General features: G+C 65.8%; 12 protein-coding genes and 3 tRNA genes. 3 read left to right on the top strand and 12 right to left on the bottom strand.

Features of this window, described 5'->3' with window-relative positions; all coding sequences use genetic code 11:
• Window positions 1–169: 169 nt before the first annotated feature.
• The 6 genes from GTZ99_RS07340 to recJ all read right to left on the bottom strand — a co-directional run bounded on the left by GTZ99_RS07340 (window position 170) and on the right by recJ (window position 5,447).
• Window positions 170–1,408 carry a sensor histidine kinase gene (locus tag GTZ99_RS07340; RefSeq protein WP_161717587.1) on the bottom strand — a complete coding sequence of 413 codons (1,239 nt, stop codon included), beginning with the start codon at window positions 1,406–1,408 and terminating at the stop codon, window positions 170–172.
• A 167-nt stretch (window positions 1,409–1,575) separates the two neighbouring features.
• Complete coding sequence (locus tag GTZ99_RS07335; RefSeq protein ID WP_161717586.1) at window positions 1,576–2,805, bottom strand: glycosyltransferase; 1,230 nt, start codon at window positions 2,803–2,805, stop codon at window positions 1,576–1,578.
• A 253-nt stretch (window positions 2,806–3,058) separates the two neighbouring features.
• Window positions 3,059–3,134, bottom strand: a tRNA-Glu gene (locus GTZ99_RS07330).
• 128 nt (window positions 3,135–3,262) lie between these two features.
• Window positions 3,263–3,338: transfer RNA gene (locus tag GTZ99_RS07325), tRNA-Glu, on the bottom strand.
• Between the two features lie 107 nt (window positions 3,339–3,445).
• Window positions 3,446–3,521: transfer RNA gene (locus GTZ99_RS07320), tRNA-Glu, on the bottom strand.
• Window positions 3,522–3,662: 141 nt separating this feature from the next.
• Window positions 3,663–5,447: a single-stranded-DNA-specific exonuclease RecJ gene (gene recJ, locus GTZ99_RS07315; protein WP_161717585.1), complete on the bottom strand. Its 1,785-nt coding sequence runs from the start codon at window positions 5,445–5,447 to the stop codon at window positions 3,663–3,665.
• Between the two features lie 224 nt (window positions 5,448–5,671).
• Between recJ and GTZ99_RS07310 the strand changes: the two genes are divergently transcribed.
• Window positions 5,672–6,538 carry a hypothetical protein gene (locus GTZ99_RS07310; RefSeq protein ID WP_161717584.1) on the top strand — a complete coding sequence of 289 codons (867 nt, stop codon included), beginning with the start codon at window positions 5,672–5,674 and terminating at the stop codon, window positions 6,536–6,538.
• Window positions 6,520–7,269 (top strand): AHH domain-containing protein, encoded by a 750-nt coding sequence (locus tag GTZ99_RS07305; protein WP_227711151.1) that lies wholly within the window; start codon window positions 6,520–6,522, stop codon window positions 7,267–7,269. Before GTZ99_RS07310 ends, GTZ99_RS07305 begins: the two co-directional genes overlap by 19 nt.
• Before the next feature lie 142 nt (window positions 7,270–7,411).
• On the opposite strand, the gene leuA is transcribed toward GTZ99_RS07305, so the two are convergent.
• From leuA to miaA, 6 genes are all read right to left on the bottom strand, one after another.
• Complete coding sequence (gene leuA / locus GTZ99_RS07300; RefSeq protein WP_161717583.1) at window positions 7,412–9,088, bottom strand: 2-isopropylmalate synthase; 1,677 nt, start codon at window positions 9,086–9,088, stop codon at window positions 7,412–7,414.
• A gap of 217 nt (window positions 9,089–9,305) precedes the next feature.
• Complete coding sequence (locus GTZ99_RS07295; RefSeq protein ID WP_161717582.1) at window positions 9,306–10,436, bottom strand: glycosyltransferase; 1,131 nt, start codon at window positions 10,434–10,436, stop codon at window positions 9,306–9,308.
• 72 nt (window positions 10,437–10,508) lie between these two features.
• Complete coding sequence (gene ilvC / locus GTZ99_RS07290; protein WP_161717581.1) at window positions 10,509–11,528, bottom strand: ketol-acid reductoisomerase; 1,020 nt, start codon at window positions 11,526–11,528, stop codon at window positions 10,509–10,511.
• A 204-nt stretch (window positions 11,529–11,732) separates the two neighbouring features.
• The gene (gene ilvN / locus GTZ99_RS07285) at window positions 11,733–12,248 is read right to left on the bottom strand and encodes an acetolactate synthase small subunit (RefSeq protein ID WP_161717714.1); all 516 of its coding nucleotides are present in this window, start codon (window positions 12,246–12,248) and stop codon (window positions 11,733–11,735) included.
• Window positions 12,249–12,277: 29 nt separating this feature from the next.
• The gene (gene ilvB, locus GTZ99_RS07280) at window positions 12,278–14,020 is read right to left on the bottom strand and encodes a biosynthetic-type acetolactate synthase large subunit (protein ID WP_161717580.1); all 1,743 of its coding nucleotides are present in this window, start codon (window positions 14,018–14,020) and stop codon (window positions 12,278–12,280) included.
• Between the two features lie 139 nt (window positions 14,021–14,159).
• Window positions 14,160–15,131 (bottom strand): tRNA (adenosine(37)-N6)-dimethylallyltransferase MiaA, encoded by a 972-nt coding sequence (miaA, locus tag GTZ99_RS07275; protein ID WP_161717579.1) that lies wholly within the window; start codon window positions 15,129–15,131, stop codon window positions 14,160–14,162.
• Between miaA and serB the strand changes: the two genes are divergently transcribed.
• Window positions 15,124–15,999: a phosphoserine phosphatase SerB gene (gene serB / locus GTZ99_RS07270; RefSeq protein WP_161717578.1), complete on the top strand. Its 876-nt coding sequence runs from the start codon at window positions 15,124–15,126 to the stop codon at window positions 15,997–15,999. The genes miaA and serB overlap by 8 nt on opposite strands.
• Window positions 16,000–16,105: the final 106 nt, after the last annotated feature.

Raw genomic sequence — 16,105 nt, 5'->3', positions numbered from 1 at the left:
CTTATAGCTGTCCCAAAAGGCGCGGGTGCCGCCAATCGGGCCGGTCGTTCGTGTCAGTGTTGGGCCGGGTATAGACCCAAAGGGCGGCGCATGCACCGGCCCTGATGCTGTTTCGGGCTGTGACGTGCTTCCATGACAGCAATATGACAATGCTGATCAGGTGGTGTCATCAGACCGCATTCAGCCGCGCGCCCGTCAGGGGCAGGCGGATGGTAAAGCAGGTGCCAACACCCACTTCGCTGGCGATGTCCAATTGGCCGCGGTGGCGTTCGACGATGTGTTTGACGATGGCCAGGCCCAGCCCGGTGCCGCCCGCCGACTGGCTGCGGCCCGGATCGGTGCGGTAAAAGCGGCGCGTCAGGTGGGGCAGGTGGTCAGGCGCGATGCCTGCGCCCTGATCGATCACTTGCAACACGGCCATCGGGCGGCGGCCATCGGCGCCGGTGTGGTCCAGAATGACGCGGACGGGCGTGTCGTGGTGGCCGTATTTCAATGCGTTATCCACCAGATTGCGCAACAGTTGCTCCAATTGACGCGGGTCGCCCTGTACCGTCAGGGCCACGCCATCGCCGGGCAAGGTCAGGCATACGCGGCTTTCGCGCTGGCCGGGCAGGGGGGCGAAACTGGCCGTTACCATTTGCGCCAAGGCGTTCATGTCCACCGGCTCGGTCGGGGCGTCATGCTTTTCCGCCTCCAATTGTGACAGCGACATCAGGTCCGCCACCAGCGCCTGCATCCGCTGTGCCTGCGACAGCACGATGTTCAGGAACCGCAGTCGCATCGCCGGATCCATGCCTTCGGGCGTGTCGACCAGCGTTTCGATATAGCCGATGATCGAGGCCAGCGGGGTGCGCAATTCGTGGCTGGCGTTGGCGACGAAATCGGTGTGGGCGCGGCTGATGTCGGCCTCGGCGGTGCGGTCGCGCAATTCGATGGCCCAATGGCCCGCGTCGATCCGCCGCCGCGTCACCTGCCACAGGCTGCCCGCGCCCGTAAGTCCGCGAATCGTCACGCTTTCCCCATCGGCCATGTCCAGCAAGCGCACAGCATCTGGATGGCGCAGCGCGATTCGCGCGTCCTGTCCGATGATGTGCCGGCCAAACGTGTCGCGCGCCGCCTGATTGGCCGCCAGCACCCGACTGTGGTCGATCACCACCAGCGGAAAGCCCATGGCCTCGATCGAGGCGCGGATGCCGCCGATGGTCACCTGTTCGGGGGCGTTGGGAGTGGGGCGTTCCACCATTTGCGGCGCCGGGCGGGGGCGCAGCCATTCCACCCACAACGACAACAGCCAGAACAGCCCGACCAGCACCAGCACCAGCTTTGGCAGCGCCGTCTGGTTCAGCATGGTCAATGTCATCGCCGCCAGCGCCATGCCCGGCCATGGAATAGGGGTGCGGGCACTCATGCCGGAGCTACCTTGCGCGTCGTATTCGGTCATGTCGTGTGGATGGCCCACGCGCATGACAGATTTGTGTCATGACACAGATGTCACACGCCATGGCCCGCAGAGCAAGCGCAATCACCAACGGCGCAAGCGCAATCACCACCGGCCCAAGCGCAATATCGGCCGGTTCAGGCGGTCACATCGGCGCAGGCCAGCGCCCAATAGGCCGCCACCGCCGCAGGGGTGGCGAATTGCCCTGCTCTTTGTCGCAGGGCGGCACGGTCGACCGGGTGCTCCAACGCGCTGGTCATGGCGCGGGCCAGCGCGGCCGCGTCGCCCACCGGCGTCAAGTGGCCCAGCGCCCCCTCCTGCAACACCTCATGCGGGCCATAGGGGCAATCGGTGGCCACCACCGGCAGGCCAAAATGCATCGCCTCGACCAGCACATTGCCAAATCCCTCCATATCGGAGGAAAGAACGAACAGGTCGGCATCGCGAAACCACGCCCCCGGTTCTGCCGCGCTGCCAGGCAACAGCACCCGGCCGGTCAGGCCCGCCGTGGCGATCTGCGCCTCCAGCGCGGGGCGTTCGGGCCCTTCACCGACAATCGCCAGTGTCGCCCCCGCATCGGCCGACAGCAGCGCAAAGGCATCGATCAGCAAGCGTTGGTTTTTGGGCGCCCGCAGATTGCCCACCGTCAGGATGCGCGGCCCCGCGCGCGGCGGCCAGACGCAAGGCGTGTCCGGTGCCATTTCGGGTTTGGGCACCGGATTGAACACCGTCACCGCGCGTTGCGGGGCAAGCCCGGAGATGGCGATGATTTCCCGCGTCACCCCGCAGGACACGCCCACCAGCCAATCGGCCCAGCGATAGGTCAGTCGGGTCGTCAGAAAAAGCTTTATCCGCGAGCGCCAGTTCCGCCCATAGGTGGGCAGCAGCGCCGAGTGATGGGTCAGCATCAGGCGGGGGCGCCGTGCCCGCGACACCAGCCCCACAGCCAGCGCCGCCACCACCGTCAGTGGCCAAATGGCGGCAAACAGCGCCTGCGGCCGGGCGTTGCGGATATAGCGGCGCAGCGGCGCGATCGCGCTGAGCAAACGGGGGGCGTTCAGCCGGATCAGGCGCACCCCTTCGGGCGGGGCGATTTCCTCGGCCAGATTGGCCACGATCACCAGATCAACCGCCACCCCCCGCCGGGCAAAGCCGCGCGCGACATGCAGCGTGGCGATTTCGGCGCCGCCCCGCGCCAGGCTGGGCAGGACAAAGGCCACGCGCGCCGGGCTGCCTTGCGCCCATGCGCCAAGGTCCGCGCTGTGGCCCGTGGTGTCGTGGCGGCCGCCTTGAACCCGTTCACCGCCTTCGTCACGGGCGGACTCCTCGTGCAGTTTGCGGTGGAAGGGGCCGTTGATCCTGTTCAAATTGCGTACCCGTTCCGCAACCCGCGCCCATTGGACCTGTGTGGTTGGCGGTGCTTGGTTATATCCCATATGGCTTGATACCAATCTTCCCAGCCTTGCGGCAGGGTCAGTTAGGTTCATTGCGCAGTAAATTCCCGAATTTACGGTTCTTTTATGCAGCATACGGGGCAGCCGGCGGGCGGCCCATGCCATGCGATGACGGCGCGCGGGAGGGTGTTGCGTGGAGGGCTGTGCCGCTGGGCGCCTGTTCCGATGGTGACCCCTACGGGAATCGAACCCGTGTTTCAGCCGTGAAAGGGCCGCGTCCTAGACCGCTAGACGAAGGGGCCATGATGAGCCAAAGCCATCAATATGTCAGCCATCGGAAAATGGCGCGTTTGTAACCCGAACAGGGGGTTATAACCCAAACCGTGGGGCTGGAACCTCCAGCGGGGCGGCCCCGACCAACGGACCGAAATGGTGACCCCTACGGGAATCGAACCCGTGTTTCAGCCGTGAGAGGGCCGCGTCCTAGGCCGCTAGACGAAGGGGCCGGGTTCCACCGGATAAGGGTGGTATGTCCCTGCGGCCGGTCGGGCAACAGGACCGAAAACCCTTCGGTATGGGCGAGGCCCGGTTCCGTCGGGAACCGGGCACTCGATGGTGACCCCTACGGGAATCGAACCCGTGTTTCAGCCGTGAAAGGGCCGCGTCCTAGACCGCTAGACGAAGGGGCCGTGGCGGTGTGTGCCGCCGGGAGCCGCGCATCTATGAGCAGATCGCCCCCCGGTCAACCCCAGATTTCACATTCTTTGCCGCACATGTTGATTTTTCATCATAACCCGCCGATTTCCGCGACTTGCGCCGGGCAGGGGGCGTCAATCGGCCCAGCCCGCGTCGTCCAGATGCAGCTCTGCCGCGGGGCGTGCGCCCCAGTCATCGATTCGGGCGCGCCCGACCAGCCACAGCCGCCGCCCCTGCGACCCGTGCAGCAATGTCTGGCCCAGCACGCTTTCCCCCGCGCGGAACGCCATCGCCTTGAATTGCGCGCCATCATCGCCCCGCACGATCAGCCGCAGGTGGTCATTGCCCACGATGTCGGCCTTGACCACACGCACCGGGCCGACCGCCACGCGCGGGCCGGGCCAGCCCATGCCGTATGGCCCCGCGCTGTCCAGCGTGGTGACCAGATCGGGGGTCAACCCGCGCGGCGCGATGGCCATATCCATCGCCAGCGACTGCCCCGCCTGCGCGCGGGCGACATCGCCGCCCAGCCGATCGTCCAGAAAAGCGTGAAAATCAGCGATGCGGTCGGCCGCGATAGTCAGCCCCGCCGCCATCGCATGCCCGCCGCCCGCCACCAACAGGCCCATCTCGCGCGCGGCAATGATCGCCGCGCCCAGATCGACGCCCGCGATCGAGCGGCCAGACCCCTTGCCCACGCCGTCCTCGTCCACGGCGATCACCAGCGTTGGTTTGCCGGTCTTTTCCTTCAGCCGCCCGGCGACAATGCCGATCACGCCGGGGTGCCAGCCGGTGCCATGCACTACGGCTACGGCCCGGTTGTGCTGTGCCTCGATCTGGGCGTTGGCGGCATCCTGCACGCCCATCTCGATCGCGCGGCGCTCCTCGTTCAGGCGCGAAAGCTGGGCGGCGATCTGGCGCGCTTCATCGGGATCGGTGCTGGTCAGCAGGCGCACGCCCAGCGTCGCCTCGCCCACGCGGCCTCCGGCGTTGACGCGCGGCCCCAGCGCAAAGCCCAGATCGGTGCAGGTGGGTGCCCGGCCCAGCCGACTGGCGTCGATCAGCGCCGCCATGCCGATATTCTCGCGCCGGGCCATGACCTTCAGCCCCTGCGCCACCATCGCCCGGTTCAGTCCGTGCAACGCCGCGACATCGGCCACCGTCCCCAGCGCCACCAGATCCAGCAGCGCCAACAGGTCCGGTTCCCGCCGCGCCGCGAAATAGCCGCGCCCACGCAGCGTCCGCACCACAGCGATCGCCAGCAGGAACGCCATCCCCACCGCCGCCAGATGGCCGTGGGCCGCGCCCTCGTCGCTTTCGTCCAGACGGTTGGGATTGACCAGCGCCAGCGCGCGCGGCAGATCGGCGCTGCATTTGTGGTGATCGACCACCACCACCTGCACGCCCGCTTCGGCCGCCATCGCCAAGGCCTCGTGCGCCATCGCGCCGCAATCGACCGTGACAATCAGTTGCGCCCCCTGCTGGCCCAGCCGCACCAGCGCCTCGCCGCTGGGGCCATAGCCCTCCAGCAGGCGGTCGGGGATGTAATAAGCCGCGTCATGGCCCAGATCGCGGATCAGCCGGATCAACAGCGCCGCGCTGGTCGCGCCATCAACGTCATAGTCGCCATAAACCGTGATCGCCTCACGCGTGGTGATGGCATCGGCCAGCCGCGCGGCGGCCGCGTCCATGTCGCGAAACACCGAAGGGTCGGGCAGGAACGCGCGCAGCGTGGGGTTGCGCTGCCGCTCCAGATCCTCGCGCGCCACCCCGCGTGAGAGCAGCAATTGCGTCACCAGATCGTCCAGGCCACCGTCCAGCCCACCCGCGCTGTGGTCCATATTGCCGCCGCGCCAGCGCCAGCTTTTGTCCGAGATCGACAGGGCCGGGCCCAGTAATGGAGAGACGGGGGTAGACATGAGGCGGGGCGTAGCCGATGCCGCCCGCGACGAAAAGGGCGAAGGGGCGCTTTTTGCCGGGCGGGCAACCGGCATGGTGGTCCGGTGGAATAGGGGATGTTCCGCATAAATTGTACCAGAACGGCACAGTTGTCCAAGCTTGACTCGACGCCACGCGCCCGACGGTGGCATAGCGGGCGTTGGGGAGGCTGGGCGCAGGGTTTTACAGGGTTGCGGCAGCTGTCATGACGAAGGATCCAGTTTCAACACCACCATCACCGGCCAGCCCGGTGTCGGATGCCATTTCCGGGCAGGGTGAGGCATCGCCGCCCGATCAGCCCGCCGTGCAGCGCGACAAGGACGCCGATGCGCGCGACCGGGCTGTGCTTTCGCTCCTGTTCGCGCCGGGGTGTCGGCCCTCGATGGCCGATGTGCAGGCGTGGCTGGCCACATCCGAAGATGCCGCGCGGTCGCTTTCGCTCGTCCATACCCCGCCGCTGGCCGAGGGCTGGTGCGAGGTGTTGAGCCACGGGTTGAGTTTTGATCTGGTTGGGCTGGCGCCAGCTGCTGCCACGCCGTTGCCCGAGATCATCCAGTCCTTTGCCCTGCCGCCGCGCGCGCCTCTGCCCGAGGGCGAGGCCATCAGTCTGGTGCCCGGCGCGCATCTGTCGGGGGGCGAGTCGCTGTTGCCGGTGGTGCGCGCACTGCTGCGGGTGGGGGTTGGGCTGGCAAGTCTTCCGGGGGTGATTGCCACCATCTGGCGCCCCGCAGGGACCGCGATGGAGCCCGCCTATTTTGCGCGCATTTGCGGCAAATGGTTGGAAGGCGGGGCCTTTCCAGCGCTGGGTTTGACTGCGTTGCAGCAAAAGCCGGGTGGCATAATTTTAACCAATGGTATGAGTTTTTTCACTGGACAGGAATTGCGAATCGGGCCACTTTTTCCGGGTGATCCTGCCCACGCAGGCAAGATCGCCGTTCGACTTATCCACAGCCTTGTGGGTGAGGGGCCGGTTAAAAATATGCGGGATTTCACAGGGCCACAGGGGGAGCGCCTGACAGTAGAACCATCTGCCGAAGGGCGCTTTGTGCGGGTATGGCAGAACAGATCATAGAACGCCCTCTGCACCAGGCAGAGGGGCGCGGACAGGGGAGTGGCGGCATGGTGTTGGGTGCCGCTTTGGCCAGTGTTCGCCGTAAACATCGTGCAGCCCTGTCGTTCAGGGATGTCAATCGCAGCGATGCCCCCGATTATGACCCGGGGTTGCAGCGCCACCACCTATTGCCACGCCAACTGCTGTCGCAACGCTGCTTTGGCCCGTTGTTCGATCTGATCGGACGCGAGCGGGTGGGCTTTGATGACTTCCGTACAAATGGATTGCTGCTGCCCTCAAGGGAGTCTTCCGCCGTTCGCGTCGGTCTGCCACTTCATAGAGGTCCGCATAGACGGTATAATAAAATGGTAATCGAAAGGGTGGGGCAAGTGGAGCAGCGCTGGTCTATTCTGAGATTGAAGGCACCGGAAATCGCTCTGCAGGAAGCGCTGGAGCGGTTGGGGCTGTTACAAAGGGCGCTGCGGCGGCGGCTGTTGTGGCCGCGCAATCGGCCGTTCCAGCTGAACCGCGCCGATGTTTTGGGCCGTGACGCCGATTTTTCCGAAGTGGATGCGATGATCGACAGCCTGTGGCCCGCCACGGAAGAGGCGGCTGCCGAGGCGCCGGGCGCCGGGTCGGACCGTTTCGCCGCCAATCCGGACGAGGCATCGCTGATCCGTCCGGTGGTCAGTGACGGGCTGTGGTCCGAGGCTGTGAATGGCGCCGCCGATCTGCCCGCCTTTCGTTTCTGATCATACCTTTGCAGGTCACCGCTTGCGCTGGTTATGCGCTGTGCCGCCAATAGGCTGGCAATGACAAAACCCCCGCCATGGCATGCGCCGGGCGGGGGTTTCGTTTTGTCTTGTCGGTGGAGGGGGGCGGTCGCCCCATACCTCACTTTGAGAGCAGGTTGTTCGCCGCGCTCAACACCGCGCGCACGCTGGCGGTGGCGACGTCCTCGTCCAGGCCCACGCCCCACACGGTCTGCCCATCGGGCGTCGCGCATTCGACATAGGCCGCCGCCCGCGCGTCAGACCCGGCCGACAGCGCGTGTTCGGCATAGTCCTTGACCGACAGATCGACGCCAAAGCTGTCCTTGAGCGTGGCGACGACCGAGGAAATCAGGCCGTTGCCGCGTCCCGACACCGACTGTTCCTTGCCGCCCACGCCGATCTTGCCCGCAAACACGCGGGTGCCATCGGCCGCCTTGGCTTCTTCGTAATCGACCAGTTGCAGGTGCTGCGGGTCGTTGATGCGATAGGTGCGCTGGAACACGTCCCAGATGTCACCAGCCTGCAATTCGCGGCCCAGCTCGTCGGCCAGTTCCTGCACGTGGCGGCTGAAATGCGCCTGCATCTTCTTGGGCAGCTTCAGGCCCTGATCCTGCTCGATCACCCAGGCAAAGCCACCCTTGCCCGACTGCGAGTTGACGCGGATCACCGCCTCATACGAACGGCCCAGATCGGCCGGATCGATCGGCAGATAGGGCACCGCCCAGAGCGGGTCATTGCGCGTTTCCTGCGCGGCAAAGCCCTTTTTGATGGCGTCCTGATGGCTTCCCGAAAAAGCCGTGAACACCAGTTCGCCGCCATAGGGGTGGCGCGGGTGGACGGGCAGTTGGTTGCAATATTCAACCGTCTGGATCACCTCGTCGATGTCCGAAAAGTCCAGCCCCGGTGCCACGCCCTGCGTGTAGAGGTTCATCGCCACCGTCACCAGACAGCAGTTGCCGGTGCGCTCGCCATTGCCGAACAGGCAGCCCTCGACACGATCGGCGCCCGCCATCATGCCCAGTTCGGCCGCTGCCACACCGGTGCCCCGGTCGTTATGCGTGTGCAGGCTGATCACCGCGCTTTCGCGGTTGGGCAGGTTGCGGCAGAAATACTCGATCTGGTCGGCATAGACGTTGGGCGTCGCGCATTCGACCGTCGCGGGCAGGTTCAGGATGATCGGGTTCTCCGGCGTGGGCTGGAGAATGTTCATCACCGCCTCACAGCACTCGATCGAAAAGTCCAATTCGGCCGTGCTGAAGGTTTCCGGGCTGTATTCAAACTGCCACTTGGTCTGCGGGAAGCGCGCCGCATTGTCGCGCAACAGCTTGGCCGCGTGTTCGGCGATGCCGCGCACCTGCGGCTTTTCCATGCCAAACACCACATTGCGCCACAGCGGCGAGACCGCGTTATACACGTGGATGATCGCCGAATGGACGCCCGCCAGCGACTCGAACGAGGTCTTGATCAGATCCTCGCGCGCCTGCGTCAGCACCTGAATGAGCACATCGTCAGGCACCCGGCCACCATCGACCAGCCCGCGGATGAAGTCATATTCGGTCGCGCCAGCGCTGGGGAAACCGACCTCGATCTCCTTCAACCCGACCTTGAGCAGCAGGTCAAAGAAGCGGCTCTTCTTTTCCGCGCCCATCGGGTCGATCAACGACTGGTTGCCATCGCGCAGGTCGGTCGAGAGCCAGCGCGGGGCCTTGTCGATGATCTTGCCCGGCCAGGTACGGTCGGGGATGTTGATCTGGGGAAACGGGCGATACTTGACCGAAGGGTCCTTGAGCATGGTCATTTGGCTATCTCTGGAAAGTCAGGCGCTGGTACAGGGCCGATCAATGGCGACAAAATGCGAGGATACCCCTTGGGCGCGGTGCGCGCCCACGTCAGGCACGCTCTTTCACGCCCAAGGGCGGATTAGTCGCAGGGTCAGGTCCAGCTGAAGGCTCATGGGGCATAGCCTATGGGCGCAGGGCCGGGGCGGGTCAAGCATAAATCCCGAGGGCGCGCGTTCATCCGGCGATTTGGCCCGGCGCGCCGGCCACCACCGCGTCAAACCACGCCAGATAGGCATCGGCGCAATGGTGTGGTTCCAGATGCGCGATCAGCGGGGCAAAGGCGTCGAGCGCGGGCAGGCCAGCACCCGCCACCTGTACCAACGCCTCGGCCAGCGCGGCCGGATCGCGCCCCGGCACAATGCGGCCGGCCTCGGGCGTGGTCATGATGTCATGCAGGAAATGCGAACAATCGGTGCTGACCACCGGCACCCCGCGCGCCATCGCCTCGACCGCGACCGCAGGGCCCCCTTCATAGCGGGAGGAGACGAAGAACACGTCGCTGGCCGCCACCCATGGGTCAAGCGCCGGGACATAGCCGGGGGTGGCGATGACATCGCCCAACCCCATGGCGGCGATCTGACGGCGCGCGGCGTCCAGTTCCACCCCATCGCCCAGCATCACCAGCCGCGCCCGCCCGCCCGTTTGCGCATGCAGCGCGGCCATCGTGCGCAGCGCCAGCCCCACATCCTTTTGCGGTTCAAACCGCCCGGCCCACAACACGCGCAGCAGCCCATCGGGATTGGCCACCCGCGCCGGGGCATCGGGCGCGACATAGACCGGATCGTACAAGGTCTGGATCGCCGCATCGGGCAGGATCGCGCGCAAATCGCGCTCCAACCCGGTGTTCATCGTCGCAATCCCGGCCAAAGAGGCGCGGAAAAGGCGAAACACCGCCCGCACCGCAACGCCCGCGATGCCATCGGGCACGGCGGGATTGGAAATCTTGCTGACCACCGGCGGGCCGCCCGGAATGCGCGACAGGGCAGGGGCCAGCGGCAGATGGAAATTGCCCGGCAGAAACACGATATCGGGCGCCAGCCGCGCCACGTCCCCTGCCATCGCCCGGCCCAGCCGCAGGCGCGATGTCAGGCTGCGCGGGCAAGGCGGGGTCAGTTCCACCACTGCCACGCGCGGATCGACGGTGGCGCGCAGGCTCTCGCCCTCGCTCGATCCCTCGCTGCCGCACAGGATCGTCACCTGCCGCCCGCGCTCCACCCAGTGGCGCGCCATGGCGATGGCGATGCGTTCGGTGCCGCCCCGGTTGAAATCGTGGAAACAGATCAGGATGTGTTGTGCCTTGGCCATGGGCCCTCACACCAAAAAAAGCGCGCCATGGGAACCCCATGACGCGCCTTTTTGCAAACCTTGCCGGATGGCTTAGTTCTTGGTCTGGTCCACCAGCTTGTTGGCGCCGATCCAGGGCATCATGGCGCGCAGCTTGGCGCCGGTTTCCTCGATCGGGTGACGCTTGGCGGCGATGCGCGACGCCTTCAGCTCGGGCTGACCAGCGCGGTTGTCCAGCACGAAGTCCTTGACGAAGCGGCCCGACTGGATGTCGGCCAGAACGCGCTTCATTTCCGCCTTGGTTTCGTCGGTGATGATGCGCGGGCCGGTCTTGATGTCGCCATATTCGGCGGTGTTCGAGATCGAGTAGCGCATGTTGGCGATGCCGCCTTCATACATCAGGTCGACGATCAGCTTCAGCTCGTGCAGGCACTCGAAATAGGCCATTTCGGGGGCGTAGCCAGCTTCGACCAGCGTTTCAAAGCCAGCCTGCACCAGCGCGGTGGCGCCGCCGCACAGCACGGCCTGCTCGCCGAACAGGTCGGTTTCGCATTCCTCGCGGAAGTTGGTTTCGATGATGCCCGAACGGCCACCGCCAACGCCCGAGGCATAGGCCAGCGCGATGTCATGCGCGTTGCCGGTCACGTTCTGGTGGATGGCTACCAGGCAGGGCACGCCGCCGCCACGGACATATTCGCCGCGCACGGTGTGGCCGGGGCCCTTGGGGGCGATCATGATGACGTCGATGTCGGCGCGCGCCTCGATCAGGCCAAAGTGGATGTTCAGGCCATGGGCAAAGGCCAGCGCCGCGCCGGGCTTGAGATTGGCGTGCAGGTCGGCGGCATAGATCGCGGCCTGATGCTCGTCAGGAGCCAGGATCATCAGGATGTCGGCCCAGGCGGCCGCTTCGGCGTTCGACAGCACCTTGAAGCCAGCGGCTTCAGCCTTCTTGGCCGAGGCCGAACCGGGGCGCAGCGCAATGGCGACTTCCTTGACGCCGCTGTCGCGCAGGTTCTGCGCATGGGCGTGGCCCTGCGAGCCATAGCCCAGAATGGCGATCTTCTTGGTCGTGATCAGGTTCAGATCGGCGTCGGCGTCGTAATAGACTTTCACAGGTCGTCCCTTTCATCGCTCCCATGCGAGAAGGGAGCCGCTATGAGGTGTGCCGGCCAGCAACAGGGCGGGGCGCGGCGATGGGGTTTGAGGCGCCCCCTGCAACAGATGGGGACGCCAATCAACTGGGATATTCACCCGCGCGGGCCATTTTGTGCGCTTTTGCGGCCTGCGCGGGTGGGGTCTTGCCCATAGGGCGGTGGATCAGACGGCGGCGGTGCCGCGCGTCATGCCCACGATGCCGGTGCGCGCCACCTCGACCAGACCCAGCTCGCGCATCAGGCCGACAAAGGTGTCGATCTTGTCCGGCGCGCCGGTCAGTTCAAAGATGAAGCTGCCGGTGGTGGTGTCCACGGGTTTGGCGCGGAAGACATCGGCCAGACGCAGCGCCTCGACGCGGTGCTCGCCCTTGCCCACCACCTTGACCAGCGCCAGTTCGCGCTCGACATGGGGGCCTTCCTCGGTCAGGTCGATCACCTTGTGCACCGGGACCAGACGGTCCAGCTGCGCGCGGATCTGGTCGATGATCGCGGGCGGGCCGTGGGTGACGATGGTGATGCGGCTGGTGTCGTGGTTGTCCGACACGTCCGACACGGTCAGGCTGTCGATGTTATAGCCGCGCGCGGTGAACAGCCCGGCGATCTTGGCCAGAATGCCCGCCTCGTTGTCGACGATCAGCGTCAGGACGTGCCGCTCCTCGGCGGCGTGCTTGATCTTCATCATGTGCATATTCCTTTGCGCCGCGCCGATCAGACCAGCGCCCGGGCTTCATCGTCGACGATACCGGCAAAGCGGTCGCCGTTCAGGATCATGTCGGTGTGGGCGGCCCCCGACGGGATCATCGGGAAGCAGTTGGCCTCCTTGGTCACGCGGCAGTCGACGATCACCGGGCCGTCATGGTCGATCATCGCCTGAATGCCGGCGTCCAGATCGGCCTCGCTCTCGATGCAGATGCCCTTCCAGCCATAGGCTTCGGCAAGGCGCACAAAGTCGGGCAGGCTGTCGGAATAGCTGTTCGAATAACGGCTTTCATAGGTCAGTTCCTGCCACTGGCGGACCATGCCCATCCATTCGTTGTTCAGGATGAACACCTTGACCGGCAGGCGGTATTGGCTGGCGGTGCCCAGCTCCTGAATGTTCATCTGGATCGAGGCCTCACCGGCGATGTCCACCACCAGCTTGCCCGGATTGCCCAGTTGCGCGCCGATGGCGGCGGGCAGGCCATAGCCCATGGTGCCCAGACCACCGCTCGTCAGCCACTTGTTCGGGCCAAAGAAGTGGAAGTACTGCGCCGCCCACATCTGGTGCTGGCCCACCTCGGTCGCGATGATCGGATCAGCCGCGCGGGTCAGTTCAAACAGACGCTCGATCGCGTATTGCGGCGCGATGCTGGTCGCCTGACGCGGATAGGCAAGGCTCTTCTTCTCGCGCCATTCGGCAATGCGCGCCTTCCACGGCGAGAGATCCTGCGCCTTGCGGTCGCCCCACGCGGTGATCATCTGCTCCAGCACGGTGGCGCAATCGCCCACGATCGGCAGGTCTACGGCCACCGTCTTGTTGATGCTGGCGCGGTCGATGTCGATGTGGATCTTGGTCGAATTGGGGGCAAAGGCGTCCAGACGGCCAGTCACGCGGTCGTCAAAACGCGCGCCAACGCAAACGATCAGGTCGGCCTGATTCATCGTCCAGTTGGCTTCATAGGTGCCATGCATGCCCAGCATGCCCAGCCAGTCAGCATGGTCGGCCGGGAACGCGCCCAGACCCATCAGCGTGCTGGTGACAGGCGCGCCGGTCATCGCCTGCAACTGGCGCAGCAGTTCCGACGCGCGCGGGCCGGAATTGATCACGCCGCCGCCGGTATAGAACACCGGCGCCTTGGCATTGGCCAACAGGTCCACCGCCGCGGCGATTTCCTTGTCCGTGCCGGCCATGCGCGGGCTGTAACGGTTGCGGCGCTGCACCGGGCCATCGCCAAAGGGCGCGGTGGCGATCTGCACGTCCTTGGGGATGTCGATCACGACCGGGCCGGGGCGGCCGGTGGTGGCCACCTGAAACGCCTCATCGATGATGGCCGCCAGTTGCGAGGGGTCCTTCACCAGATAGTTGTGCTTGGTGCAGTGGCGGGTGATGCCCACCGTGTCGGCTTCCTGAAAGGCGTCAGTGCCGATCAGCGGCGTGCCGACCTGCCCGGTGATCACCACCAGGGGAATCGAGTCCAGAAACGCGTCGGCAATGCCGGTGACCGCGTTGGTCGCGCCCGGGCCGGACGTCACCAGCACCACGCCGGGCTTGCCGGTGGAGCGGGCATAGCCTTCGGCGGCATGGGCCGCGCCCGCCTCGTGGCGGACCAAAATGTGGCGGATGCGTTCATCGCCAAACAGCGCGTCATAGATCGGCAGCACCGCGCCGCCCGGATAGCCGAACACGAATTCGACGCCCTGACGCGCCAGACTTTCAACCAGAATATTGGCACCGCTGCGCTCTTGGCTCACGGGGTATTCCTTTGCAAATTATGGGCCGCCGGGGCATTGGGGCCGGGCGCGGGGCGCGATATGCCGCCCACGCCTGCGAATCCCATCTCCGACGTTAGGATGGGCGTGCCCTAGGCGACAGGAAATAACCTGTCAACCGCTAACCGCGTAATAAACGTTCAACGCTGACGTTCAGATTGAAATCTTCTGGAGCGATCCGGGGCCAGTCAGCCGGGGGTTGATTGCGCATCCATGTATATTGCCGCTTGGCATAGTTGCGGGTGGCCTGCGCGCCGCGCGTGGTGGCCTCGTCCAAGCCGCATTCGCCCCGCAAATAGGCGGCCAGTTCGGGCACGCCAATGGCGCGCATCACCGGCATGTCGGGCGGCAGGTCGCGGGCAATCAGCGCCGCTACCTCGTTCAGCGCGCCGCGTTCCAGCATCAGGGCAAAGCGCCGGTCGCAGCGCTCATACAGCCACGCCCGGTCAGGCAACAGGATATGGGCGGTCACGCGGACGGCATCGCCAATCCCGCCCTCCATCCGCGCCTGCCAATGCGCCATCGGCGCGCCGGTCGAGCGCACCACCTCCAGCGCGCGGGCGACGCGGGTGGTGTCATTGGGGTTCAATCGCGCGGCGGCCTCGGCGTCCTCGCGCGCCAATGCGGCATAGGCATCGGCCACCCGCAGGGCGCGCACGGCGGCGCGGATTGTGGGGGCAATCTCTGGCACCGGAGCGATCCCGTCCAGCAGCGTGCGGATATACAGCCCCGTGCCGCCCACCAGAATGGGAATGCCGCCACTGGCGTGCACATCGGCGATTTCAGCGCGGGCGCGGGCGGCCCAATCGGCGGCGCTACAGGTTTGCGCGCCATCCCACGCGCCATACAGGCGATGCTCGATCCCGCCCATTTCCGCCGCATCGGGCCGGGCCGATAGCACCCCCAGATCGGCATAGACCTGCGCGCTGTCGGCGTTGATCACCACCGCCCGCCGCCCGGCCGCCTCCACAGCTTGCGCCAACCGGACAGCACAATCGCTCTTGCCGCTGGCGGTCGGCCCTGCAATGAGGCCCAGCGATGGCCGCGCGTCGTGTGGCGCATGGCATAGTTCAGGGGATTTTGTGGTGCTCATTGCCCGCGTGATTGCAGATGCCGCCGGTCTGGCGGAAAAGGTGGAAGCCGTGGTGGCCGAACTGGCCAAGACCGGCATAGCCGCGACTGGCGCGTTGATCGAGAGCGATCTGGCCGAATTTCGCACCGACCATGCCGATGTGGCCGCCATGCGGGGCGCGATCGACGCGGTGATGGGGCAGACCGACGCGCTGATCACTGACCATGAGCCGGGCGTGCCCGGCGTGTTCGTGTCGGACATGGATTCGACGATGATCGGTCAGGAATGCATCGACGAACTGGCCGACTTTGCCGGGATCAAGCCGCAGATCGCCGAGATCACCGAACGCGCCATGCAGGGCGAACTGGATTTCGCGCAGGCGCTGGTTGAGCGTGTGGGCCTGCTCAAGGGCCTGTCGGCGGACGCCATCGATCAGTGTCTGGACGAACGCATCCGCCCCATGCCCGGCGCCAAGGTGCTGGTCGAAACGCTCAAGGCCAAGGGCAGCCGTACCGTGCTGGTCACTGGCGGCTTTCACCAGTTTGCCGATCCGGTGGCGCGGGGTCTTGGCTTCCAGCGCGTGGTGGGCAACCGTCTGGCGGTGGAAAATGGCGCGCTGACGGGCGGTTTGGCCGGGCCGATCTGCGACAGCAACACCAAGAAAGCCACGCTGCTGGAGGAACTGGCCGCGCTGGGTGAGGGGGCGACTTCGCTGGCGACGGGCGATGGCGCGAACGACATCCCGATGATCGAGGTCTCGTCCTATGGCATCGCCTTCATGGCCAAGCCCAAGGCCCGCGCAGCCGCCAATGGCTGGGTGGACCGGGGCGACCTGACCGCTGTGCTGCGCCTGTTGGGCGTGCCGCAGGGGGATTGGTATCAGGGGTAAGAAAAGGGATGGTTGCGAGGGACTCGTCCCTCGCGCTCCCCATAATTGGTGGCGGTGGGGCAGATGTGGCCACCGTGGTGCCACGCGGCGCAGCCGCCTTATAAAG

The organism is Novosphingobium ovatum, assembly GCF_009909235.1.
Classification (GTDB): Bacteria; Pseudomonadota; Alphaproteobacteria; order Sphingomonadales; family Sphingomonadaceae; genus Novosphingobium; species Novosphingobium ovatum.
Note: the sequence above shows the minus strand (reverse complement) of the source record. Positions and strands in the feature narration are given on the sequence as shown.